At 43.7% G+C, this 25,259-nt stretch carries 22 protein-coding genes and 1 other annotated feature; of the genes, 14 read left to right on the forward strand and 8 right to left on the reverse strand.

The features are described from left to right. Positions 1–333: 333 nt before the first annotated feature. The 4 genes from efp (at position 334) to CLNEO_RS02945 (ending at position 4,394) form a co-directional block, all read left to right on the forward strand. On the forward strand, positions 334–897 hold the full coding sequence (gene efp / locus CLNEO_RS02925) for an elongation factor P (protein ID WP_066084062.1): 564 nt from the start codon (positions 334–336) through the stop codon (positions 895–897). Between the two features lie 111 nt (positions 898–1,008). Further along, positions 1,009–1,359, forward strand: coding sequence for a CD1247 N-terminal domain-containing protein (locus CLNEO_RS02930; protein WP_157723463.1), 351 nt, complete (start codon positions 1,009–1,011; stop codon positions 1,357–1,359). A gap of 430 nt (positions 1,360–1,789) precedes the next feature. After that, positions 1,790–2,032 (forward strand) — a binding site (T-box leader). 96 nt (positions 2,033–2,128) lie between these two features. Next, a complete protein-coding gene (locus CLNEO_RS02940) occupies positions 2,129–3,511 on the forward strand; it encodes a TrpB-like pyridoxal phosphate-dependent enzyme (RefSeq protein WP_066084070.1) in 1,383 nt (460 codons plus the stop codon). Between the two features lie 352 nt (positions 3,512–3,863). Beyond that, entirely contained in the window at positions 3,864–4,394 is a 531-nt protein-coding gene (locus tag CLNEO_RS02945; protein WP_066084074.1) for a CDP-alcohol phosphatidyltransferase family protein, read from the forward strand. Between the two features lie 55 nt (positions 4,395–4,449). Here CLNEO_RS02945 and CLNEO_RS02950 read toward each other — a convergent pair whose 3' ends face one another. The 7 genes from CLNEO_RS02950 to CLNEO_RS02980 form a co-directional block, all read right to left on the reverse strand. Further along, positions 4,450–6,096 carry a SulP family inorganic anion transporter gene (locus CLNEO_RS02950; RefSeq protein WP_066084077.1) on the reverse strand — a complete coding sequence of 549 codons (1,647 nt, stop codon included), beginning with the start codon at positions 6,094–6,096 and terminating at the stop codon, positions 4,450–4,452. Between the two features lie 405 nt (positions 6,097–6,501). Next, entirely contained in the window at positions 6,502–7,431 is a 930-nt protein-coding gene (locus tag CLNEO_RS02955; protein ID WP_066084079.1) for an ABC transporter permease, read from the reverse strand. A gap of 1 nt (position 7,432) precedes the next feature. Next, entirely contained in the window at positions 7,433–8,509 is a 1,077-nt protein-coding gene (locus CLNEO_RS02960; protein ID WP_066084082.1) for an ABC transporter permease, read from the reverse strand. After that, entirely contained in the window at positions 8,506–10,026 is a 1,521-nt protein-coding gene (locus CLNEO_RS02965) for an ABC transporter ATP-binding protein (protein ID WP_066084088.1), read from the reverse strand. The genes CLNEO_RS02960 and CLNEO_RS02965 overlap by 4 nt, the downstream gene beginning before the upstream one ends. 34 nt (positions 10,027–10,060) lie before the next feature. Next, complete coding sequence (locus CLNEO_RS02970) at positions 10,061–11,191, reverse strand: BMP family ABC transporter substrate-binding protein (protein WP_066084092.1); 1,131 nt, start codon at positions 11,189–11,191, stop codon at positions 10,061–10,063. Positions 11,192–11,343: 152 nt separating this feature from the next. Continuing rightward, positions 11,344–11,919 carry a xanthine phosphoribosyltransferase gene (locus tag CLNEO_RS02975; protein ID WP_066084100.1) on the reverse strand — a complete coding sequence of 192 codons (576 nt, stop codon included), beginning with the start codon at positions 11,917–11,919 and terminating at the stop codon, positions 11,344–11,346. 295 nt (positions 11,920–12,214) lie between these two features. Further along, the gene (locus tag CLNEO_RS02980; RefSeq protein WP_066084104.1) at positions 12,215–12,394 is read right to left on the reverse strand and encodes a hypothetical protein; all 180 of its coding nucleotides are present in this window, start codon (positions 12,392–12,394) and stop codon (positions 12,215–12,217) included. 121 nt (positions 12,395–12,515) lie between these two features. On the opposite strand from CLNEO_RS02980, the gene CLNEO_RS02985 reads away from it, so the two are divergent. From CLNEO_RS02985 to CLNEO_RS15710, 7 genes are all read left to right on the forward strand, one after another. Next, positions 12,516–13,001, forward strand: coding sequence for a zinc ribbon domain-containing protein (locus CLNEO_RS02985; RefSeq protein ID WP_066084107.1), 486 nt, complete (start codon positions 12,516–12,518; stop codon positions 12,999–13,001). 443 nt (positions 13,002–13,444) lie between these two features. Further along, complete coding sequence (locus CLNEO_RS02990) at positions 13,445–14,815, forward strand: MATE family efflux transporter (RefSeq protein WP_066084110.1); 1,371 nt, start codon at positions 13,445–13,447, stop codon at positions 14,813–14,815. Between the two features lie 376 nt (positions 14,816–15,191). Next, the gene (locus tag CLNEO_RS03000; protein WP_066084118.1) at positions 15,192–15,983 is read left to right on the forward strand and encodes a divergent polysaccharide deacetylase family protein; all 792 of its coding nucleotides are present in this window, start codon (positions 15,192–15,194) and stop codon (positions 15,981–15,983) included. 345 nt (positions 15,984–16,328) lie between these two features. Continuing rightward, on the forward strand, positions 16,329–16,892 hold the full coding sequence (locus tag CLNEO_RS03010; protein WP_066084124.1) for a Holliday junction resolvase RecU: 564 nt from the start codon (positions 16,329–16,331) through the stop codon (positions 16,890–16,892). Further along, positions 16,886–18,268: a TldD/PmbA family protein gene (locus CLNEO_RS03015; protein WP_066084126.1), complete on the forward strand. Its 1,383-nt coding sequence runs from the start codon at positions 16,886–16,888 to the stop codon at positions 18,266–18,268. The genes CLNEO_RS03010 and CLNEO_RS03015 overlap by 7 nt, the downstream gene beginning before the upstream one ends. A 5-nt stretch (positions 18,269–18,273) precedes the next feature. After that, the gene (locus CLNEO_RS03020) at positions 18,274–19,614 is read left to right on the forward strand and encodes a TldD/PmbA family protein (RefSeq protein WP_066084130.1); all 1,341 of its coding nucleotides are present in this window, start codon (positions 18,274–18,276) and stop codon (positions 19,612–19,614) included. Positions 19,615–19,882: 268 nt separating this feature from the next. Then, complete coding sequence (locus CLNEO_RS15710) at positions 19,883–20,041, forward strand: hypothetical protein (RefSeq protein ID WP_157723465.1); 159 nt, start codon at positions 19,883–19,885, stop codon at positions 20,039–20,041. Between the two features lie 112 nt (positions 20,042–20,153). On the opposite strand, the gene CLNEO_RS03025 is transcribed toward CLNEO_RS15710, so the two are convergent. After that, a complete protein-coding gene (locus CLNEO_RS03025) occupies positions 20,154–21,779 on the reverse strand; it encodes an MBL fold metallo-hydrolase RNA specificity domain-containing protein (RefSeq protein ID WP_066084135.1) in 1,626 nt (541 codons plus the stop codon). A 218-nt stretch (positions 21,780–21,997) separates the two neighbouring features. On the opposite strand from CLNEO_RS03025, the gene glgB reads away from it, so the two are divergent. The 3 genes from glgB to CLNEO_RS03040 all read left to right on the forward strand — a co-directional run bounded on the left by glgB (position 21,998) and on the right by CLNEO_RS03040 (position 25,134). Further along, positions 21,998–24,208, forward strand: coding sequence for a 1,4-alpha-glucan branching protein GlgB (gene glgB, locus CLNEO_RS03030; protein ID WP_066084137.1), 2,211 nt, complete (start codon positions 21,998–22,000; stop codon positions 24,206–24,208). 268 nt (positions 24,209–24,476) lie between these two features. Next, a complete protein-coding gene (gene rpsU, locus CLNEO_RS03035; protein ID WP_022255363.1) occupies positions 24,477–24,653 on the forward strand; it encodes a 30S ribosomal protein S21 in 177 nt (58 codons plus the stop codon). Positions 24,654–24,681: 28 nt separating this feature from the next. Beyond that, entirely contained in the window at positions 24,682–25,134 is a 453-nt protein-coding gene (locus CLNEO_RS03040) for a GatB/YqeY domain-containing protein (protein ID WP_066084140.1), read from the forward strand. Positions 25,135–25,259: the final 125 nt, after the last annotated feature.

Below are 25,259 nucleotides of genomic sequence, written 5' to 3' on the forward strand. Positions count from 1 at the left end.
ACTGCCCAAGATAGGGCAGACAGCGAAGCTGGCTTTTGCGTAGCAAAAGTGATGACCACCTGCTTGCTTTTTGAAAAAAGCAAGACCAAAAACTTATATAAAAACCGCATGTTTATGCGGTTTCTAAAGGGTCAAGGTGCAATGGCAAAGAAGTGCCATCTGTCTAAAAGACAGCTTTGCGCAGCAAAGTGCTGAGATGAAACCCTTGTGGGTGTTTGAGGGCAAAGCCATCAAGGTTTTGACTTTGTCTACGTTCTGGAGTGTTTTATAACGCTGTCTGTTATAAATACAAAAATTTTGACTGAGTGCAATGAATTTGAGGAGGAAATACGAATGATTTCTGCAGGTGAATTTAGAAATGGTGTAACAATGGAATACGAAGGCGCACCCTATGTAATTTTGGAATTCCAGCATGTGAAGCCCGGTAAAGGCGCAGCGTTTGTGCGTACAAAAATTAAAAATTTGAAAACAGGGGCTGTTTTGGAAAAAACCTTTAGACCTACTGAAAAAATGCCCAGAGCACACATTGAAAGACAGGATATGGAATATCTTTACAACGATGGTGATTTATATCACTTTATGAACTCCGAAACCTATGAACAAATTGCAATCAATGCCGACGAGGTTGGTGATTTCTTGAAATTTGTAAAGGAAAATGAAGTTGTGAAAATTCTTTCTTATGATGGACAGGTTTTTGGTATTGAACCTCCTTTGTTTGTAGAATTGAAAATTACAGAAACAGAGCCTGGTTTTGCTGGGAACACAGCACAGGGTGCGACAAAGCCTGCAATTTTGGAAACAGGCGCTCAAATTCAAGTGCCTTTGTTCATCAATCAGGATGAAGTGGTTAAAATTGACACAAGAACAGGCGAATATTTAGGCAGATCAAACGCCTAAGAAAGCTGGGAAGTTACCCTATATCGTTTTTGGGGAGGGCTTTCAATTTTATTTTTTGGTTTTGGCGGTACTTTGAGAATTCCTGAAAGTATGAAAAAGGGGGCTTTTGGCATGGAATACTTTGAAAAAAAAATTACTTATCTTCGAGGTGTGTGCGATGGAAGCGGCTTTGATGAGAACAGCAAGGAGGGAAAGATCTTCCACGGCATGTTAGATATTTTGGATGATATGGCGTTTATGCTGGAAACTTTCATGGATGATGAGGATATGGAAGGCTTGGATGAATATGGGGAAGATGAGGAAAATGAGCCCATATTTTTCTATTCCTTTATTTGTCCCAGTTGTGGCGAGGAAATTGATGTGGACGGCGAAACCATGGAGGCGGAAACGGAAATTCAGTGTCCAAAATGTGGAAGTGCTATACCAATGGGAACCGCAAATACAGACGATATAAGCTTTTAAAAAAGGGACGGGTTCGGCAAATTGTCGAATCTTCAGGGTGTCGATAAAGTCGACACCCTTTGAAAAAAGCTCAGTTCCTTCAAGCTTTTTTCAAGTTGGCAGAGGACAAATAGATGTGTTCCTGCGACCAAAAGGTCTTGAAACGCCCTATTTTCCTCGGATGGGCAAAGCTCATCCTACGGATTCCACTTGGGAAACTCTTCGTTTCCCAAACCCTTCTGTTTTATAAAATAGGTTATTCTACAATCTAAGGGTTCGGCAAATTGTCAAATCCTTTTTTTGTTGGAAATAAAAATAATTGCTTGGCGTGGTTGTAAAAATAACCAGAAAAAAAAGCAAAAATCGTAAAAAGACACGAAAAACTACCAAATTGAATTTTTTGTATTGACTTGTATTGACAAAGATACAATTTCATCGTAAAATTTATCCAATAAAACCGATGAGGGAGAAAAGTACTTTCAAGAAGAAACAACAGAGAGCTGCCGAGGGTGGAACGGCGGTGTGGATTTTTGAGAGGAATGGCCTCCTGAGGGCGCGCAGAACGGTTAGTATGCAAGCCGGAGCGGATACTCCGTTATCAACGAGGACATATGTTAGTATGTCATGAGAGGGTACATTTTTTGTACCAAGCCGGGTGGCACCGCAGGAGTGAATATTTGCTCTTGTCCCTGCAAAGGATATTTGTTGGGACAGGAGCTTTTTTGTTGCATTAAAAACGTTTCTATCTCCCAACAGGCGAAAAATTATCGTATTGAGAGGAGAAAAAAGCATGAAAAACAAGGAAATCCCTTACAAAATTTATTTGGATGAGAACGAAATTCCCAAGCAATGGTACAATGTGCGTGCAGATATGAAGATTAAGCCGGCGCCCCTATTAAACCCCGGTACCCTAGAGCCTATGAAGGCGGAGGAATTGGCCCCGGTATTTTGTGAAGAATTGGTGGCGCAGGAGCTGGACAATACAAATGCTTATATTGATATTCCCCAAGAGATTCAGGATTATTACAAAATGTATCGTCCCTCCCCCTTGGTTCGTGCTTACCGCTTAGAAGAAAAGCTACAGACACCGGCAAAAATTTATTATAAATTTGAAGGGAATAATACTAGCGGCAGCCACAAGCTGAATTCCGCCATCGCTCAGGCGTATTATGCAAAGAAACAGGGGCTAAAAGGGGTGACTACGGAAACGGGAGCAGGTCAGTGGGGGACGGCGCTATCCATGGCATGTGCCTATTTGGGTTTGGATTGCGATGTTTACATGGTTAAGGTTTCCTATGAGCAAAAGCCTTTCCGTAGAGAGGTAATGCGTACCTACGGCGCAAAGGTAACACCTTCTCCTTCTATGAAAACAGAGGTCGGCAAAAAGATTTTGGCAGAGCATCCAAATACCACAGGCAGCTTAGGCTGTGCAATTTCCGAGGCCGTAGAGGCAGCGGTAACACGGGAAGGGTATCGCTATGTATTGGGCAGCGTGTTAAATCAGGTGCTTTTACATCAGTCTGTAATTGGGCTTGAGGCAAAAGCCGCTTTGGATAAATATGGCGTTGTTCCCGATGTAATCATTGGGTGTGCCGGCGGCGGCTCAAACCTTGGCGGGTTGATTTCTCCTTTCATGGGCGAAATGCTCAGAGGAGAAAGGGCGTATCGATTTATTGCCGTGGAGCCTGCTTCCTGCCCAAGCTTAACAAGAGGAAAATATGTGTATGACTTCTGCGATACGGGCATGGTGACACCGTTGGCAAAAATGTATACATTAGGCAGTGGTTTCATTCCTTCTGCAAACCATGCCGGAGGCTTGCGGTATCATGGTATGAGCCCCGTAATCTCTGAATTGTTCCATCAAGGGTTGCTGGAGGCATGCTCCGTGGAGCAAACCGCCGTATTTGAGGCAGCGGAGTTATTTGCAAGGGAAGAAGGCATTTTGCCTGCGCCTGAGAGTGCTCATGCAATCCGTGTTGCCATGGATGAAGCATTGCGCTGTAAGGAAACGGGAGAAGAAAAAACAATTCTCTTTGGCTTAACAGGCACAGGATATTTTGATATGGTTGCCTATGAAAAATTCAATGATGGCGTAATGAACGACTATATTCCTTCGGATGCTGACTTGGAAGAAGGCTTTGCAGGAATCCCCAATATTCCTCAAAATAAATAGGATTTTTGATTGGTTTGTGTAAGCTAGGGGTACTCAAGGTGTCGACAAAGTCGACACCTTGAGGGCTTTGCCCTCAAATACCTACAAGGGTTTTACCCCAGACTCATCCAAAACCCCGGAAATACGGGGGGGGCTAATAAAGTTTTTGGTCTGGCTTTTTTCAAAAAGCAAGTGGGTTTGGGTCATCACTTTTGCTGCGCAAAAGTCAACTTCGCTGTCTGCCCTATCTTGGGCAGTGAGAGGGCGACGCCCAAGGTTTGTTTTGAGCCTGTAACGTATTCTTGTGGAAAGTTCTTGTGGTGAAGGAATATTTATGCTAGGCTAAAGAAAATATAATTTTTGAGGTGGCAAAATGCGGCTTATTCCCAATATATTAACTGTTGCAAGAATCATTGGCGCATTTTTGTTGCTATTGGTGGAACCATTTTCAAGGGGTTTTTTTGTACTATATCTTTTTTGTGGTATCAGTGATGCTTTGGATGGTTATATTGCAAGAAGGTTTGGACTGAGCTCCTCTTTGGGGGCAACCTTGGATAGTATTGCGGACTGCATTTTTGTTTTTATTTTGCTGTACCGCTTTCTACCGGTGATGTTTTTGCCAACATGGGCATGGTATTGGATCGGGGGAATTTGTTTTATCAAAATATGTTCCCTTGTTATTGGAATCCTTCGGTATCGGGCGCTGGCTTTTTTACATACCTATTTCAATAAAATCACAGGAGCGGCACTATTTTGCTTTCCAGTGCTGTATTATTTTTGGGGGCTGGAGGTTACGGCGGTCGTGCTTTGTACAATTGCAACAATTGCCGCAATAGAAGAATTGGTCTTGAATCTTTCTCAAAAGGAATTGCAAAGAGATAGGAAAAGCCTGTTTATGAAATAAAAGGGATACTGCCACACAACATGGCAATATCCCTTTTTTATGTAATGAAGTTTTATTATGCGGCTAAATTTGCTTTTGGGCGGTTTGTAAGGAGAACGCGCTCCACGCTCCAATAGAAGTTTTCTTCGCCGATGATATTTTTTAAATCAGTGCGGTGCATCATTTTCATGGTACGTGCCGGCAAGCCGCAAAGCGCCACATCTACCCCTTGATTGCGCAGGCCTTCAATCAATTCCCGCAGGGTTTGAGCGCAGGAAATATCGATATTGGAAACACCCCGCATGGAAAAAAGAACGGTGTCGGCACCTGCAACCTTTGTGCCAATATCAGCCACTGCTTGTGTGTTTGCAAAAATCATGGGGCCTGTAATATAAACAACCTTTGCATTTTTGTATCTTTCACAAAGAATGGGGTCTGTTATGTTCATGCGGCTCATATCCACGTCTTCGTAGTTGATTTCTATAAAGGAAAGGCGTGTTACCAAGAATACCAAGCCGATTAAAACACCAACCAAAATGGCTATGGTAAGATCGAAAATGATGGTAGCCGTCATGGTTGCCACAAACTCCAGCATTGCGCCCTTAAATTTATGGGAAAAGATATAATGGATAGATTCCCATTCGTTCATGCGCCATGCCGTAACCATAAGCACCCCTGCCAAGGCGGACAGAGGAATTTGAGACATGACAGGGGCCAAAAGGAACATGGAAATTAAAAGGCCTATTGCATGAAAAATACCAACCAAACGGGTTTGCGCACCGGATTTTACGGCAACACTGGTACGAGCAATGGCAGCGGTAGACGGAATGCCGCCAAAAAAGGGAAGCAGAATATTCCCCACACCCTGGGCGATTAATTCCTGATTGCTGTTGAGGCGAACGCCTGTCATTCTGCCAGCGCTGGCGCCGCATAAAAGGCTTTCAATCATGCCTAAAATGGCAATACTAAAGGCAGGGGCAATCAGTTTCCCCGCAGTTTCTAGGTTTAAAGCGGCTAAAGTCAAACGGCTTTCAGGAATAAGTGTTTTTGGAATTTCTCCCACAGCGGCCACATCCAGCTTCAAAAAAGAGGAGGCTGCGGTGGCAAGAATAATGCTAAGTAAGGACGCAGGAACAACAGCGTTCCATTTTTTCGGAAAGAAAACCATAAATAATACGACAAATGCACCCAAAAGCAATGCATTCAAATTAGGGGAAAAGCCTAAATGTGCATAGCTGAATAATTTTGCAATGGCAGAGGTGCCTTGGGAGTGGGTACCGAAGAAGTTATCAATCTGCCCTAAGGCAATAATTACGGCGATGCCCGAGGTAAAGCCCGTGATTACAGGGGCAGGAATAAAGGAGGTTAGCTTGCCAAGGCGAAGGAGTCCTGAAAGCAGTAATATACCTCCAGCAATCAAGGTGGCAATATAAACACCGTCAATGCCGTAGGCAGCAACCAAAGACATCAAAATTGCCGCCATTGCACCCGTAGGCCCGGAAATTTGGTAATACCCACCTGCCAAGGGGCTCATAATAAGCCCCGCAATAATTGCGGTAATTAAGCCTGCCGCCGCAGTGGCGCCACTGCTCACACCAAAGGCGAGGGCCAAAGGCAAGGCAACCGCCGCAACGGTAAGGCCCGCCATTAAATCCTTTGTTAATTTAGAAGCGTTGTAACCCATGAATTCTTGTTTTAAGCTGTCTGCAAAATTGCGCAGCATAAGAATATCCCCTTTCGATATATGAAAAATTAAAATTTGCTTAGAAATCGCACCTGCTTATCATAACAAAGCTAAGATGCTTTCACAACAGTAAAAATGGGGATTTTAGTGAGGTTTACAGAAAAGTTTTTGTGCATATTTGAAAAATTTATATAAAAATGCCTAATAATAAAAAAAGCCCGCTTTCCCAGGCGAAAAATCATGGAAAACAGGCTTTTTTCTCTGCTATTTTAAAAAACATTGAAGGTTGAGCTTTTTGAAAGGGTGTCGATAAAGTCTAAACCTTGAGGGCATTGCCCTCAAACACCCACAAGGGTTTGGGTCATCACTTTTGCTACGCAAAAGCCGGCTTCGCCGTCTGCCCTATCTTGGGCAGTGAGAGAGCGGCGTCCAAGGTTTTCAGCCTTAACGCTCCTCTCTGAAATAGGGATTATTTAAATCCGCCGGAGGCATATCTTCTTTTTTATTTTTTCTTGTGCTGATAATTACAATAATAATGGTTGCCGCATAGGGAAGCATGTCAATCAGATACTGGGAAATGCGAATTCCCATGCTCTGCAAACGAAAGCCCAAAATGGATAAACCGCCGAATAGGAATGCACCAAGCATGGCTTTGATTGGGTTCCAGGAAGCGAAAATAACCAATGCAACAGCAATCCAACCGCGCCCAGCAATAATATGCTCCTGCCAAACGGGAACGGTTACCAAGGACATATAGGCGCCGCCCAAGCCGCACAACGCACCGCCCAAAAGGATATGAGCATACTTGTACAAGGTTACGTTAATCCCCGAAGCATCCGCCGCCGCAGCGCTCTCGCCTACTGCCCGAAGGTTTAAGCCCTTTTTGGTACGGAACAGATAGTAGGTTGCCAAAATAATGGTAAGGTACCCAAAATAGACAAAAACGTCTTGTTTAAAAAAGATTTCCCCAATATAGGGAATGGAGGAAAGCAGAGGGATGGGCCTTGCCACAAAAAAGCTTTTGATATCCCCCGGAACAATAGAGCCCATCACTCTTTGACCTAAAAAGCTGGCAAAGCCTTCGCCGAAAATGGTCAGTGTTAAGCCGCAAACTGTTTGATTTACCCGAAGGGATACGGTTAAAAAGGCATATAGCAATGCACCCGCACTGCCTGCAAAAACTGCCCCCAGCATGGCAAGGATGGGGTTATGGGTATTTAATCCCACAATAAACCCGACAATGGCACCCATATACATCATGCCCTCCACCCCTAGGTTTAGATGACCTGCCTTTTCGGAAAAGATTTCGCCCAAGGTGGCGAAAAGAAGGGGAGTACCCGCGATGATAGCCGCAGCAAGAAAACCGACTAGCATATTATTTCGCCTCCTTTTTCACTTTAAAATACTTATGGAAAGTAACCTTATATTGCAGGAAAAATTCGCTGCCTAATACAAAGAATAAAATAATTGCTTGAATCATATCCGCAACAGAGGCGGGAACCTGCATGGAAATTTGAATATAGTTGCCCCCCTGTACCAAAATTGCAAAGGCAACGCAGACAAACAGCGTAGCAATGGCATTTAAACCAGCAAGCCAAGTGGTAATAATTGCCGTAAAGCCGTAATTGGCAGAGAGGGAGGCGGACAAGGTTTTCTCCACTGCAGAGGCCTGAATCATACCTGTTAAGCCGCACAGTCCGCCGGAAAGCAGCATGGAAATAATGATAACAGAGGAGATATTCATGCCGGCATAACGGGCAGTTTCAATGCTTTCCCCAACGACAGAGATTTCATAACCCTTCTTTGTGTGGTTCAAAAAAACATAAACCAAAACCACTAAAATTAAGGCGATAATCCATCCCATATGCACACCGCCAACGGAAGGTAAAATTGCTTCCTTGGAAAAGGTGGCAATTTTTGGAAATCCTTGGGCGGCGGGGTCTTTCCAAGGACCATATTGCAGATAGGTTACAAATTTAATTGCCAAATAGTTTAACATCAAGGTAAAGATGGTTTCATTTGTACCCATTTTTGCTTTAAAGAATGCGGGAATAAATGCCCAAAGACCGCCCATAACCATGGCGGCAACGGCCATGGATAAAAGCATCAAAGGCTTTGGAAGGTTTAAATTCAGTGCAACGGCGGAAGCCGCAAAAGCACCCATCATAATTTGACCTTCGCCGCCGATATTCCAAAACTTCATTTTAAAGGCCACTAAAATACCTAAGGAGGTAATCAGCAAGGGAATCGCCTTTAATGTTGTTTGCTGAACACGGATTTTTGTACCCAAGGCACCCTTTACCATGGAGGTAAAAATGGTAATTGGGTTATAGCCCAAAAGGGCAATGACCAAGCCTGCAAACGCAATAGAAAGTGCCACAGAAGCAATACGAATCAGCATTGCTTTATTGCGGGGCAGATCATCCCGTTTTACAATTTTTAAAGGAATCATGACTGCACCCCCTTCTCCAACGAACCGCCTGCCATTAAAAGTCCGATATCTTCTTTTGTAATTTCTTCGGGGTTAACGATACCTGTCATTTTACCGCCGCAAAATACCATAATTCTATCGCAAAGGGCCATCAAAACGTCCAAATCTTCGCCGATGAACAGCACGCCGACGCCCCTTTTCTTTTGCTCGTTCAGTAAATCATAAATTTTATAGGAAGCACCGATATCCAAGCCTCTTGCAGGATATGCGGTAATTAAAACCTTTGGGTTGGAGTCGATTTCCCGTCCCAAAAGTACTTTTTGAATATTTCCGCCGGAAAGCTTTTTAATGGGGTGATGCACATTGGGGGTCAAAATCTCCAGCTGTTCCACCAAACGCTCCGCTTTTTTTGTACTTTCTTTTCTACGAAGGAAAAAGCCGGGCTGATTGGGGTAATCTCTTAAAATCATGTTATGCACCATATCCATAGAGCCGACTAAGCCCATACCCAAACGATCCTCGGGGATAAAACCCATACGGATACCAAGGCGGATAATATCTCGGGGGGTTTTCCCTAAAATATTTGCATTTTCAAAGAAAATACGTCCCTTCTCCGCAGGCAGAAGCCCTGCAATGGTTTCACAGATTTCCTTTTGACCACTACCGGCAACGCCAGCAACACCTAAAATCTCGCCGGGAAATAGGTCGAAATTGATATCCTCTAAAGCATGCTTGTTTTCTTTTGTGGAAACGTAAAGACCATCAACCTTTAACAAGGGTGTATCTTGACAGCAGTGGGGTTTTTCCAGCGCTAAATCTACTTTTTTGCCAACCATCATTTCAATCAGACGGCTTACTTCCACATCCCTTGTTTCCACGGTTTCGATGGACTGCCCACGGCGCAATACGGTAATACGGTCGGAAATTTCCATAACCTCATTGAGCTTATGGGTGATAATTACAATGGCACAGCCTTGTTCCTTCATATTTCTTAAAATGGCAAAAAGACGCTTGATCTCCTGAGGGGTTAAAACTGCCGTTGGCTCATCCAAAATAAGGATTTTAGCCCCACGGTACAACACCTTTATGATTTCCAGCGTCTGTTTTTCACCTACAGACATTTCATAAACTTTTTTATCGGGTTTAATATCCAGACCATACCGGTCGCAAATGGCTTGCATTTCCTTCGTTAGCTGTTTGCCACGCAAAGCAATGCCTTTGCTGCCCATAACCATGTTTTCCTTTGCCGTCATGACATCCACCAGTTTAAAATGCTGATGAATCATTCCGATGCCTAAAGCAATAGAGTCCTTGGGGGAGGAAAATTCCACTTCCTTGCCCAGAATAGAAATGGAACCGCTATCGGGAGTATAGATGCCGGAAAGCATACTCATGAGGGTACTTTTTCCCGCACCGTTTTCTCCTAATAGCGCATGAATCTCACCGTTAAATACAGTGAGATTCACGTTTTCATTCGCCTTAACGGACCCAAAAGCTTTGGAAATGTTTTTCATTTCTATTGCTATTACGGGTTCCATATTTTTTCTCCTAATCTTATAAAAAGGGGATTTTTTAGTTTACAGCGGAAACGCCCTTTACCAAGCTCTGCATTACTGTCCAGATGCCTGCTCTGTCCAGAGCTTCGCCTTCGGGAACAAGCACACTGCCGTCTGTATCATAGATAGGTCCGGCAAATACAGGGAACTCGCCTGCTTCCATTTTTGCTGCTACTTCGTTCACCTTATCCTGTACATCCTGAGGTACCAAGTCTGTCATTGGTGCAAGGCCAATATAACCGTCCTTCATGGTTCCGTAGTAGGATTCGGGAACATAAGTGCCAGCAATAATTTTTTCAATGGTAGGTACCAGGTACTTATCGTGATGCCAAACGGGAGCTGTCAAGAAAGCACCGGGAACGATTTCGGAGTTATCAAGGTTGTAGCCGATTGCCAATTTGCCTGCTGATTCTGCTGCCAGCTGAGGACCTGCGGAGTCAGCATGCTGTGTGATAATATCGCAATCCTGTGCCAAAAGAGATTCTGCCGCTGCTTTTTCACCGGCGGGATCGCCCCAGCTGTTTGTGTAAACAACCTTAACCTCAACGTCGGGGTTCACGCTCTGTGCGCCCAATGTGAAGGCATTAATGCCAATATGAACTTCTGTGTAGGGGAATGCTGCAACGTAGCCCAGCTTATTTGTTTTTGTCATCATACCTGCAATCATACCGGACAGGTATCTGGGTTCTTCCATAGCACCAAAGTAGTTACCAAAGTTTGTATCATTCATTTTGTTGCCGGAGAAATGTAAGAAAGTCACATCAGGGTATTCTTCTGCCAGCTCGTCCAAGGCATCCATAAAGCCGAAGCTTGTACCAATGACAATTGTACAGCCTTGATCAATCATATTGATTGCTGTGGTTTTTACAGTTTGCTTTTCTTCTGCTACGTTTTCAGCAATAATGGTTTCCACCTTATCGCCAAAGTATTCCTGCACAGCCTTTGTGCCGTTGTGCTGTGCCTGAGAATAACCGCCATCATTCTGAGAGCCAATGTAGATAAAACCAACCTTTGTTGCTTCTGCTGTATCGCCAGCTTCTGCTGCTTGATCTGCAGGTTTAGAAGCACTGCCGCCGCAGCCAACCAGAGCTGTCATAGACATTGTTACTGCCAACGCCAATGCCAAAAATTTTGTAAACTTTTTCATGGTTTCTCTCCTTTTCTTTTAAACATATAGTAATAAAATAGTGACAGGTATGTTAAACGCCCTCCCCTTTTTTTTGAAGGCGATATAACCAAATGAAAATGCTTCCTTTGCAATAATACCAGAAAAAACAGAAAACAGCAAAGAAGGACGCATTAATCTTTAAAAAAGATTTTTCCGTCCTCAATTTTTGTAATCACAGCTAAAGAATCAACATAATAACCAAGCTCCCGCAGCTTTTTGCTGCCACCTTGAAATTCTTTTTCCACAATGGCGGCAATGCCGCAAACGGTTCCCCCTGCTTGTTCAACAAGGCTTGCAAGCCCTGCAGCCGCCTCACCGTGGGCAAGAAAATCGTCAAGAATTAAGACCTTGTCATCTTTTTCTAAATATTTTTTGGACACTTTGGCAATAGAAACTGTGCCTTTGGTGAAAGACTTCACAGGAGCACCATAAAAACCCTCAGTCATTGTATTCGGTTGGGATTTTTTAGCAAAAACAACAGGCACAAGATCAAAATAAATGGCTGTAATGGCGGCAATGCCGATGCCCGATGCTTCGATGGTAAGGATTTTATTGATCCCCATGCTCCCGAAGCGGCGATAAATCTCTTTGCCTAATGCCATAAATAAGCCAATATCCATCTGGTGGTTCAAGAAAGAATCCACCTTAACGATCTCTGTGCCTATCTCTGTTCCGTCGTTTATAATTCTGCGTTTTAATAATTCCATGATAGATGGCTCCCTCTTATGTATAAAACTCGTTAATAAAAAAGGTATTTTTATTATACGGTTGTAAAATCACGATGTAAATAGGGTAAAGTCGAATTGTATAATTTTTTGTTACCATGTATAAGCATGATGGAAAAATAAGCGGAAAAACCATAATAAATCTACTAGGGTTTGGGGAAAAGTAATGAAAGAAAATGACAACAATTTGAAAAACAACGCTGCCTTGTGTTTTTTTTTGTAAGTGTTTAAAAAAAGGAGGACAACGAATAAAGTTGTCCTCCTAAAACAGATCAACTTATTTTTCGCCATTTGCCTTTTCCAATTCAGCCAGTGAGTTGTGCAGGGCAATACGACCAAGAATATCTGACCGTTCTTCGGTGGTTAAGGTGTAAAAACGTTTCATATCCGCATCGTTATGAGCGATTTCCTGCACTAATTCAGGGCGAAGGGTAGAGATATCTTGAAAAATTTTCATACTTTCACCTCCTGTAATTATTATGTGAAAAAAGCAGAAAAATGATTCAGCGAGAATTGATTTTTGTGCTGGAATGCATGTATAATTTATGGGAGTTGTTTTTTGGAAAGGAATGAGGTAAATGGAATTTTTTGATAAATTAGGCGAGGCCGCCAGAAGCTTAACGGAAAAAGCCGGCGACAGCTTGGAAACAAACCGTTTGACGGGAGAGATTTCCATTGAAAAAGGAAATATCCAATATTATCAAAGGGAATTGGGAGAGCACTATTGGGCGAAGTTTGCCGTTGGCGAAAAATTGGATGACGAGGCAATGCTGATTTGCGATAAGGTTGTTGTAAGTCAAGACCGTATTCGTCAAATGGAAATGGAAATTGAAAAAATAAAGAAGGAACGAGAAGGGATTTTAGAGGAACGGGCAAAGGCAAAGCGTTTGCAGGCAGAGAAAGAAGAACAAGCAGAAAGTGAAATTCCGAAAACCGAGGAGTCTGCTTTGCCTGGTGTGGCTGAAGAAAAAGGAGCGGCTGTGCCTAGGTTTTGCTCCAATTGCGGTGGGGCAATAAAAGAAGGGCAGCGGTTTTGTATTTTCTGTGGCACAGAGGCGAAGTAAGGATATCGTTGACTTGTTTTTTTCCATGTGTTACCATCAAAAAAGGTTAGACGCCTAATTTGAGTTGGAAATATAATTTTCTCCATAGGGCTTGGCATATATATAAATGAAATGAAAAATTCTTTGGCGTAAGGAGAAACCATATGGGCGGCAAAGAATGAGAGTGTGAGGTAAGCCAAAGAAGGATAAGATGAAAAGAAAAGTCGGCATTCAGTGGGAATGAGGGGAGAAGGTCACGAAAATTCACATTGGTGGTGTGCCTTTTTCTCGAAAATTCAAAGAAAAAGGAAGGCATTCTATCAAATGGGGTAGGATGCTTTTTTGATGGTAAAATTTATTTTTGCATATAAGTTTTGTGCAAGCTTTTTTAAGGTTTGCAGGCTTGGGGAAAGAGTCCAGAGAGTTTGTTATTTTTCATATGTCTTTTTTCTAAGGGGGAGCGTATGGCACAGGAAAATGTACTGGGTACGGAAAAGGTTGGAAGGCTGCTGTTCAAATTCTCAGTCCCTACGGCGCTGACTTTGATGGTAAACAGCCTATATAATATTGTAGATCAAATTTTTATTGGCCGTGCCGTTGGGATTGATGGTGTGGCGGCCACCAATGTTAGCTTTCCTCTTTTTATTTTGGTAGCGGCGGTATCCCTATTAATCGGGGATGGATGTGCCGCCAATATCAGCCTTTCTTTGGGACGTGACGAAGGAGAGATTGCCAAACGATATTTTGTCAACGGATTTTTACTGCTTTTTATGGCAGGGGCAGTAATTTTTTTTGGTGGAATAATATTTTTAAAGCCTATGCTGCTATTTTTTGGCGCATCCACGGCGGTGATTGATATTTCTGCGGCGTATACAGGAATTATTTTATGGGGCTTTCCCTTTTCCATGTTTACCATGGCACTAACGGCAATCATTCGGGCAGACGGAAACCCAGGCTATATGATGCGCACCATGATGATTGGGACGGCAATTAATTTGGTATTAGACCCGATTTTGATTTTTTGGTGTGACATGGGTGTGCAGGGGGCAGCCCTTGCCACCATTGCAGGACAAATGATATCGGGAGGGCTTGCCTTGGCGTATCTGCCAAGGATGGAGCATTTACGCCTACATAAGGAAAAAATCAGGCTGGAGAGAGCGTACGTTTTTTCTATTTTTAAACTGGGTTTTCCCAGCTTTTGTATGCAGATGGCTACGGCTGCCACACAAATCGTAATGTACAATTTAATGCGGCGCTATGGGGAAATAAGCGTTTATGGCAGTGAAATTACCCTTTCCGCCTATGGCATTATGACGAAATTATATCAGATTGCCCATTCCATGTTCGTTGGCCTGGCAGCTGGAACGCAGCCCATCCATGGGTTTAATTTTGGCGCAAAGCGGTTTGGACGGGTGCGGCAAACCTATCGTGTGGGGTTTGTTGCTTCTCTTGTCATTTCTTTTCTTTGGTTTAGTATTTTCCGTTGGGGCGGTACCATTATTGCGGAAATTTTTGTACAAAATGAGCCTTTGTTTTTGGAATTTACAAGGGACTGCTTTCGGGCATATATGCTGGCGTTTTTTCTGTATGGGCCGCCGCAGATTACCGCTTCCTTCTTTCAGGCGGTGGGTAAGCCCATGAAAGCCCTTTTAGTTGCGCTGGCAAGACAGGTTATTTTTTTGATTCCCTTGGCATTATTGCTTTCAAGGAGATTTGGTCTGGAGGGTGCCTTATTTGCCGCACCCATAGCGGATACCATGGCGTTTTTACTGGCGATAGCTATGGTTTTCTATGAATTTCATACTTGGAAGCAGGTCTACAATATTGCAGATTAGAATAAAACTTAAAAGACGAAAAAGAAATATATTTTTTCACCAGATGGATGACAAACCATGGGCGTAGGGTCAGGAATTTTGCTGCGCAAAACCATCACTGTGTGATGGCAGCGTTTTCTTCGCTGTTCCATCCAAACCCACTTGCATTTTGAAAAAAGCAAGACCAAAAACTTTTACTAAAAATGCATATTCATGTGGTTTTAGATGGGTCAATGGGTGAAACCCTTGTGGGTGTTTGAGGGCAAAGCCCTCAAGGTTTTGTCTTTGAACTTCGTCAGATAAATATTTTTTTCGTTTTTCTATGGGTAAAAATACGGAATATTGGACAAATTTTTCGTGTATGTTAAGAACAAACGGCATAGAAGGGCTGAGAAAAATGAGGAAATTTTGGAAAAACAGTTTTTGTTATGTATTGTTATTTGCCTTTTGCTTTGTAGGTGGTAGATTGACTGCCGCAAGACAGGCGGTAAAGGTGTCAAATATGGCTTCCACGGGAAAGCTTGCCATTGTCATTGATGATTTTGGGTATAACGGGGAGGGTACGGATAAAATGCTAGCCTTGCCCGTTCCTTTCACGGCGGCGGTAATGCCCTTTTCCCAATATTCCGTGGAAAATGCAAAAAAAGCGGTGGAAGCAGGGAAGGAAGTTATTATACATATGCCTATGGAGGCCTTGACGGGTAAGCCCGAATGGGTGGGAGATAAGGGCGTTTTTCGAAAAATGACCGACGAGGAAATTAAGGCTGTGGTGGAGGAGGCATATTCCATTTTGCCCGATGCTGTGGGGATGAATAATCATATGGGCTCGGCCATCATGGAGGACACAAGGTGTCTTGGAGTCGTATTGGATATACTCAAAGAGGAAAACGGTTTTTTTATTGACAGCGTGACTACTGCGAAAAGCCAAGGAAGAGCATTGGCGGAGGAAAAAGGTGTGCCGTTTTTCGCCAGAAGCGTATTTTTAGATGGCACAAACGACGTGGGAACGGTGAAGGAAAATCTGCGCAAGGCTGGGAAAATTGCCTTAAGGGATGGAAAAGCCCTTGCAATCGGCCATGTTGGCCCCGAAGGTGGGGAAGTTACCCAAAAGGCAATTGAAGACCTAATTCCTGAATTGGAGGAAGCAGGAATAACCTTTGTTGCCGCAGGGGATTTGATAGAAGAATAAATCAAAACAACAATATTTGAAGAATCTTTTGACGGATAGATTCAATTTTCTTTTCTTGGGGGATATGGTATAATCAGAATGTCGAAAAACTTGGGCGCCGCCCTCTCACTGTCCAAGATAGGGCAGATGGCGAAGCCGGCTTTTGCGTAGCAAAAGTGATGACCACCTGCTTGCTTTTTGAAAAAAGCAAGACCAAAAACTTTTATACAAACCGCATGTTCATGGGGTTTCTTAGGGGTCAAGGGTGAAACCCTTGTGGGTGTTTGAGGGCAAAGCTCTCAAGATTTTGACTTTATTGATCGCTGAGGTGTTCTTGTAGAATAGGAACGGCAATGAGGAGGAAGTATGTCTCACTGGAATTCAAGGGGGCTAAGAGGTAGCTCATTCGAAGAAAATATTAACTTTACCAATGAAAAATATCGGCAGAGGGGTCTTGCGCTATTTCAAAAAATTCCTACGCCGATTACACCGGTAAAGATCAACCAAGAAAACAAAACCATTACGTTAGCCTATTTTGAAAAGCAAAGCACAGTAGACTATATCGGTGTGGCGCAGGGTATTCCCGTTTGCTTTGATGCAAAGGAGACCGCCCATAAGCACCTTCCATTGCAAAATATACATCAGCACCAGATGGAATTTATGGCAGATTTTCGGGCACAGCGAGGGTTGGCTTTTCTTCTGGTGCATTTTACTGCCTTGGATGCCTATTATTTGCTGCCTTTTGAAATTTTGGAGGACTTTTGGCTGAAAGCGGAACAGGGCGGAAGAAAATCTATTCCCCTTGAGGCTTTTGAAGAAAAATATCGAATACAAAAAACGGGGAACGGCTTATTGCATTATTTGGAAGCGGTTAGTCAATACTTAGAGGAAATGGAAGAAAAACGAAGAAGGGATGGAGGTCTATGCTAAAGAAAAATGTGGTGGAAAATACCGTATTGGCCGCCTTGGGAACAGGGGCTGATTTTGCGGAAATATATATGGAAGAAACCAAGCGAAATACGCTGAGCGTTGTAAACGGAAGGGTGGAGTCCGCCCAAAGCGGCTTGGATTATGGCGTGGGCATACGGTTGTTTTTTGGAAACAAGGCGATTTATGGCTTTACCAATGATACCTCGGAAAAAAATCTCATTCGCATCGCCAGAGAAGCGGCGGCGGCCGCAAGAGGAGAACGGGTATATGCTTTGCAGGGCTGGAGGAAAATGAACTTTTCTTGCAGAAATCCCATTCGCATCATGCCTGATGAGGTGGAAAAGCGGAAAAAGGCGGAAAAGCTTTTTTTGGCATCGGAAGCGGCGAAAAATTACAGCTCGCTCATTACGCAAACCAGAGCAAATTGCCTTGATGTTGTGCAGAATGTTTTCATTGCAAATTCCGAGGGCTTGTGGGCGGAGGAACAGCGGGTGCGCAGTCGTTTTAACGTAGAAGCCATTGCTTCTTCAGCCACGGAAAAGCAAAGTGGACACTTGGGGCCTGGGGGTTCCGTGGGATTTGAATTGTATGAGCAAATTGACGTGGAGGAAAGGGCAAGAGAAGCGGCTCGCATTGCCGTAACCATGCTGGGGGCGAAGCCTTGCCCAGCGGGGAGAATGCCTGTTGTCATTGAAAATGGCTTCGGCGGGGTAATTTTCCATGAGGCCTGCGGTCATAGCTTGGAGGCGACGGCGGTGGCGCGGAATGCTTCTGTTTTTTGCGGAAAAATGGGACAGCAAATTGCCTCCTCTGTGGTTACCGCCATTGACGACGGAACCATTCCCAACGGCTGGGGCTCTGCCGCCATGGATGATGAGGGAACGCCGACCCAAAGAAATGTTTTGATTGAAAACGGAGTTTTGCGCTCCTATTTGGTGGATAAATTAAACGGACGGCGCATGGGCGCCAAATCCACAGGCTCCTCCCGACGGGAAAGCTATCGTTTTGCCCCCACAAGCCGCATGACAAACACGTTTATTGATAATGGAAAGAGCACACCGACGGAAATTTTGGGGAATACGGAGTTTGGCTTATATGCAAAACAAATGGGCGGCGGCAGTGTTGACCCGGCAACAGGTTCCTTTAATTTTGCCGTTTTGGAGGGGTACATGATTCGGGATGGAAAAATTGCCGAGCCTGTAAGGGGTGCTACTTTAATCGGAAAGGGCACGGAGGTTTTGCAAAAAATAGATATGGTGGGTAACAATCTTGCCCGTGCCCAAGGGATGTGCGGTAGTATCAGCGGCTCCATTCCCACGGATGTTGGACAGCCTATGATTCGTGTCAAAGAAATCACCGTTGGCGGAAGGGGGTAAGGAGTTTGGAGAAAAAGGCTTTTCAAAAGCAAATCATAAATCAGGCATTAAAACAAGGTTTTAGCGATTGCGAGGTATTTTATTTAGGTGGCGAAAGCTTCGAGATTTTGTTGATGGAGGGAGAGGTTTCCAACTACGAAAATAGCAGCGAAGCAGGGGTGTCCTTTCGTGGAACCTATAAAGGGCGCACAGGGTATGCTTTTTCCGAGCACTTGGAGGAAGAAAGCATCGGCTTTTTAATTGAAGCGGCAAAGGAAAACTCCCTGCTTATGTCCGCGGAGGAACGGGAGGACTTGTTTGGCGGCGAGGAATATCCCGAATTTCACGGATATTATCCTGAGCTGGAGCAGGTTTGCGTGGAAAAACGCATTCAGCTTGCAAAGCGTATGGAGGAAGCGGCATTGAACGGTGCGGAAAGCATTGCCTCTTTGGATTATTGCGTTTTGGGCATGGGAAAGAGAGAGGTAGCTATTGTCAATAGCCTTGGCTTAGATATTTCCTATACCAAAAATTTCGCTTCGGGCTATGTGAGTGCTATTGCAAGAAATGGCGAGGAAACCAAAAAAGGCTCTGCCTTTTGGAAGGGAACTGATTGGGCAGATTTTAATCCTGAGGAAACAGGCAGAAAAGCGGCAAGACGGGGTGCGGCTCTTCTTGGCGCGGGAACGGTGGATAGTGGTACCTATGCCGCTGTTTTGGACGGAAAGGCCATGACATCTCTGTTGGCCTCCTTTAGCGGTATTTTCTTTGGGGAAAACGTACAAAAGGGGTTTTCCTTGCTGAAGGATAAGTTAGGGGATAAAGTTGCGGCTTCCTGCGTTACCCTGCGGGATGATGCCCTTTTGGAGGGCGGCTATGCCTCTGTACCCTTTGACAGCGAAGGGGTTGCAGGAAAAAATAAAGCGGTGATTGATAAGGGATGTTTGAAAACCCTACTGTATAATCGGAAATCTGCAAAAATGGATGGTGTGGCATCCACAGGAAACGGCTTTAAAGCAGGCTTGACTGCGCCTGTGAAAACGGCGTGTACCAATTTCTATATTCAAAAAGGTGAAAAAACGTTAGAGGAACTTCTTGGTCAAATGGGAAACGGTCTTTATATTACTGACTTTATGGGGCTGCACGCAGGAACAAATGCTGTTTCTGGAGATTTTTCCCTTTCGGCGGAAGGGTTTTTGGTGGAGAAGGGAAGAATCACAAGACCTGTGGAGCAGATTACCATTGCGGGGAATTTTTATGCTCTTTTGCTAGATATTTTGTCCGTAGGAGTGGATTTGTATTTTGCGGCTGGCGCAAAAGGCTCACCCTCTGTTTTGGTTGGGAAAATTGCAGTGGCAGGAAAATAAAATTTATTGCAAAACGTAGACAAAGTCAAAACCTTGAGGGTTTTGCCCTAAAACACCCGCAAGGGTTTCACCCATTGATCCGTCTAAAATCCTATGAATATGCGGTTTCAATAAAAGTTTTGGTCTTGTTTTTTTCAAAAAACAAGTGGGCTTGGGTCATCAGTCTGAAAAAATAAAATTGTAAGAAAAAATTTATTTACTGTGTTAGTATGGGTATGCTATACTGGAAAAATTAGGATGATTATGATCTTATTTAGGGGGTGAAGCTATGGATACAGTAACCATGGCGCAGTCGGCTTTTTCAATGGGGACTTTTTTTACGATATATACCATTGTTGTAGCAATCGGGCGTTTAGGATTAGGCATTACGCTGTCGGTTTTAGCCATAAAATGCATGCTTAAGTATTTAAAAAGCAATGAGGGCTAATTTTTTATCCACGCATAACACAAAGTAGGGCATCTTCGTTTTGATGAACGAGGATGCCCTTTAAATTTTCTGGCACACTTTCTTAATTGATGAGGCTGTAAAAAGGAAAAAATTATTTTTCTATTTTATCGGAAAATTCCTGTAGCTGCTTCAACAGTTGTTCCATATCTCTATTTGCGCCGCCCTTATTTTGATTAATGATTTTAAGTAATCGCTGTCCTGCCAAATCAAGCTGCTCCGCCAAATAGGCCGCCCGCTTTCCTCCCTCGGAAACAGTTTTTTGCTGAGGATATTTTTTGGGCGTTACAGAGATTTTTACACCCTCTGCCAACAATGCGCCGTTTGCCAAGTCGTAGCAGGCACCACTAAAGGGAGCATCGGCTTCATATTGATATTCTTCCCTAAGGCAACGGGCAAATTCATCGGCAACAAGGTCATCGCCGTGGACAACAAACACCTTTGTGGGTTGGGGATCAAAATGGTTGATCCAGCGGAGCAAGCCATTTTGATCTGCATGACCGCTTACTCCTGCCAACTGTTCAATATGGGCGTTGACGGTAATGGTTTCGCCAAACAAACGAACCTCCGTTGCACCTTCAATAATGATCCTGCCTAGGGTTCCTATGGCTTGATAGCCTACAAAAAGGACGGTGGATTCTTTACGCCATAGGTTATGCTTTAAATGATGACGAATACGTCCTGCTTCGCACATTCCTGAGGCGGATATAATAACCTTGGGGGATTTATCAAAATTAATTGCCTGAGAATCCTGGGGGGTTACGGCTGTAACCAAACCGTTGAATTCCAAGGGGTTAATGCCTTTTTTCACTAATTCCATGGCAGCGGTATCGTAGCAGTCCATGCGGTTCTCTGTAAAAATCTTGGTTGCATCAATGGCAAGGGGGCTATCTACATAAACCTTGAAATTTTCATGATTTTTTACAAGCTTTCGTTCTTTGATTTCCCGAATAAAATATAATATTTCTTGGGTTCGTCCTACGGCAAAGGCGGGGATGATCAGGTTTCCACCTCGATCAAAGGCTTCTTGAATATATCTGGCCAGTTCTGCTACATAGTCAGGGGGCGCATTATGTAAGCGGTCGCCGTAGGTGCTTTCCATAATGACATAGTCCGCTTCTTTTGTGTAGCGGGGGTCGTGGATAATAGGTTGATTGGTATTTCCAATATCCCCGGAAAACACGATTTTTTTGGTGGTTTCCTCTTCTGTCAGCCAGATTTCTATGCTGGCGGAGCCAAGAAGATGGCCTACATCGGTAAAGCGCAGGGTAATTCCTTTCGTTACGAAAACTTCTTTTTCATAATCGCAGGGAACAAAGTGAGAGGCAACGGCAGACGCCTCCTCGGTGGTATAAAGGGGTTCAAAGGACGCCTTTCCAGCTCTTTTTGCCTTGCGGTTTCGCCACTGTGCTTCAAATTCTTGAATGTGAGCGCTATCCAAAAGCATGATGCGGCAAAGATCCGTTGTTGCCTCTGTTGCGAAAATTTCCCCACGAAACCCGTTTTTGTAGAGCAAGGGCAACAGTCCGGAGTGGTCAATATGGGCATGGGAAAGAAAAACGTAGTCAATGGCAGAAGGCGGTACGGGAATTTCTTGATTTTCGTAGGTGTCACGCCCTTGCTCCATACCGCAGTCAAGCAAAATACTTTTGCCGCAGGCTTCAATATAATGGCAGCTGCCTGTGACCTCGTGGGCGGCGCCTAAAAACATTAATTTCATTTGGATTCCCCCTTAACGTTCAATTTTTAGATATTTTTTTTATTTTAGTATATCCTTATTTGAAGGCTATGACAAGACAACTCTATTTTTGTCAAATTTATATTAGGTGCTGTCGAAAATGCCTGCTTTTATGTATGGTAAGATGTGGACATGTGGTATATAATAAGAATAAAAACTTTGGGTGGGCGCAAGGCACAACGGAGAGAGGGGATGATATTATGGAAATAACAGAATTATATGATATCTTTCAAATCGTGAATGGCGAACACTATGACCCCCATAGAGTGTTGGGGATGCATGAGATTGAAATTAACGGCGAAGCAGCCATTGGCGTAAGAGCCTTTTTGCCCGGTGCGCAAAATATAACCGTAATTGATATGAAAAATAAAAAGAAACAGTATCCTATGATGAAAATCCATGAGGATGGTTTTTTTGAGGTACTCCTGTGGGATCGAAAAGAATGGTTTCGCTATATGCTGGAATTTACCAATGACAGCGGAATCACTTGGCGCAGCTATGATCCGTATTCTTTTTTGCCCACGATTTCCGAATATGACAGATATTTATTTGGCGCCGGAAATCATTATGAAATTTACGATAAAATGGGTGGACGGTTGATTCGCCACGGTGGAACCACGGGGGCTGCATTTACGGTTTGGGCGCCCAGTGCAAAAAGTGTAAGTGTGATTGGAAATTTCAATCAATGGGATACCCGCCGCAACCCTATGCGCCGTTTGGGCGTTTCCGGGGTTTGGGAGCTTTTTATTCCCGGTTTAGCGGAGAATGACCAATACAAATTTCATGTGATACAATGTGACGGAACTCCGGTGGACAAGGCAGACCCTTACGGCAGGTTTTCTCAGGTTCGGCCCGAAACGGCTTCTGTGCTTTACAATGCCAAGAAATATAAGTGGCATGATAGAAGGTGGCTTACAGCGAGGGATAAGAAAAGCCCGTATGAATCGCCAATGAATGTATATGAGGTGCATTTGGGTTCGTGGATGCGGGTGCCTGAGGAGGACAATCGTTTTTTGACCTATATAGAGCTGGCGGATAAGCTGATCAGCTATGTTAAGGAAATGGGCTACACTTATATTGAGCTTCTGCCTATTTTGGAGCACCCCTTTGACGGAAGTTGGGGCTATCAAGTTACAGGCTATTATGCCCCTACCAGCCGCTTTGGTACACCGGATGAATTTAAGTATTTTATTGACACCTGTCATAAAGAGGGCATAGGTGTTATTTTGGATTGGGTGCCTGCCCATTTTCCCAAGGATTCCTTTGGCCTTGGGCGCTTTGACGGAACTGCTTTGTATGAGCACGCAGATCCCCGTCGCGGTGAGCACAGACAGTGGGGCACCTATATGTTCAATTTTGGCAGAAAGGAAGTCAGCAACTTCCTTATCAGCAATGCCTTGTTTTGGCTGAAGGAATACCATATTGACGGTTTAAGGGTGGATGCCGTTGCCTCCATACTTTATCTGGATTTTGGGAAAGAGGCGGGAGAGTGGCTGCCTAATCAGTATGGCGGCAGAGAAAACTTGGAGGCTGTGGAGTTTTTAAAGCATATGAATTCCGTTGTGAAGGAATGCGTGCCGGGGGCAATGATGATTGCCGAGGAATCTACCTCATGGCCCGGGGTGACCAAGGACCCCCAGGAGGGCGGCTTGGGCTTTACTCTAAAATGGAATATGGGCTGGATGAACGATTTTCTGTTTTATATCAAGAACGACCCGCTGTTTCGCAAAAATCATCATAACCGCTTAACCTTTGGCATGGCTTACCATTATTCGGAAAATTTCGTCTTAGTGCTTTCCCATGACGAGGTGGTTCATGAAAAAAGCTCCATGATTGGTAAAATGCCGGGGGATGACTGGCAAAGGTTTGCAAATCTTCGCCTTGCCTATGGCTTTATGTATGGGCACCCCGGAAAGAAGCTGCTTTTTATGGGCGGCGAGTTTGGGCAGTATCATGAGTGGAGCGAGGAGAGAAGCTTAGATTGGCATTTATTGCAATATGCTGATCATCGGCATATGCAAACTTATATGAAGAACCTCAATGCGTTCTATTTGGAAAACGAGGCTTTCTGGAAAGAGGATTTTGATCCGCATGGGTTCCAATGGATTGATTGCGATGATAAGGATTCCTCTGTTGTTTCCTTTATCCGCCGCAGCGAGGACAAAGAAATTTATTGTATATGTAATTTTACGCCTGTGGTTCACTTGGATTTTCGTCTGGGTGTGCCTAAGGAAGGCGCGTACAAGGAAATTTTTAACAGTGACAGGATTGTGTTTGGCGGCAGCGGCGTGGAAAATACAGAGGAAATTCTCTCGGAGGAAACGCCTTGGAATCATTTTGGACAAAGCATATTCTTAAAGATACCGCCCCTTGGAATGGTTGTATTGGAGCAAGTGACGGATAAAAATTAAAAAAAAATATGAAGGAACTGAGCTTTTTTTTAAAGGGTGCCGATTTTGTCGACACCCTAGGCTTTGGATATCAATATATAGTGAATTCCCCTCAGAAGATGGAAGATGTAGGGAGGTTGATTTTTTTCTTACGAAAATCACAGTCTCTATATTGACGGTTGTTGCTTTTTTGTGTATAATTCTTTAATGTATGGTAAAAATGGCGAATCTGGCGTGGATTTTTATCATTTGCAACAAACGAATCTCGCATCTGGAGGGAGGGAAATTCATGTCGGAGGTAAAAGTTAAAGAAAATGAATCCTTAGACAGCGCACTGCGTCGTTTTAAAAGAACGTGTGCCAGAGATGGTATCATGGGCGAAGTTCGCAAAAGAGAGCATTATGACAAGCCCAGCGTAAAGCGCAAAAAGAAATCCGAAGCCGCAAGAAAACGCAAGTTTAAATAAAATCTATACGGCGAAAAGGGATGATGATATGTCATTAAAAGAGCAATTATTTGCAGATTTAAAAACTGCGATGAAAGAAAAGGATTCCGTGCGAAAAGATACTGTTCAGTTGATTCGTTCGGGTATTCTTCAGATCGAAAAGGACAATAAAGTCGAGTTGGAGGATGACGCCATTATTGACGTAATCACCAAACAGTTGAAAAGCAGAAAAGATTCCCTTCCTGACTATGAAAAAAGCGGAAGAACAGATCTGATTGAAAAACTCAATCAAGAGATCGACATTTTGTTAGGTTACCTTCCAGAGCAATTGAGCGAAGCCGAAATCCAGACGATCGTAGAAGAAGCGGTAAAAGAATCCGGTGCATCCAGCATTAAAGATATGGGCAAGGTCATGGCGGTGATTACACCGAAGGTTAAAGGTCGTGCCGATAACAAAATCGTTGGCAGTTTTGTAAAGAAAATGCTCCAAGGCAATCAATAATCATTAGTTAAAATTAAAAGACCTATTGGTAAAAAGCCAGTAGGTCTTTTTGTTTTTTTTTGAAATTTGTGAAAGTGCATGGAATTAGATTAGCATTTTTGTGCAAATATAAATACAGATTTGCT

This window comes from Anaerotignum neopropionicum, from assembly GCF_001571775.1.
Taxonomy (GTDB): Bacteria; Bacillota; Clostridia; order Lachnospirales; family Anaerotignaceae; genus Chakrabartyella; species Chakrabartyella neopropionicum.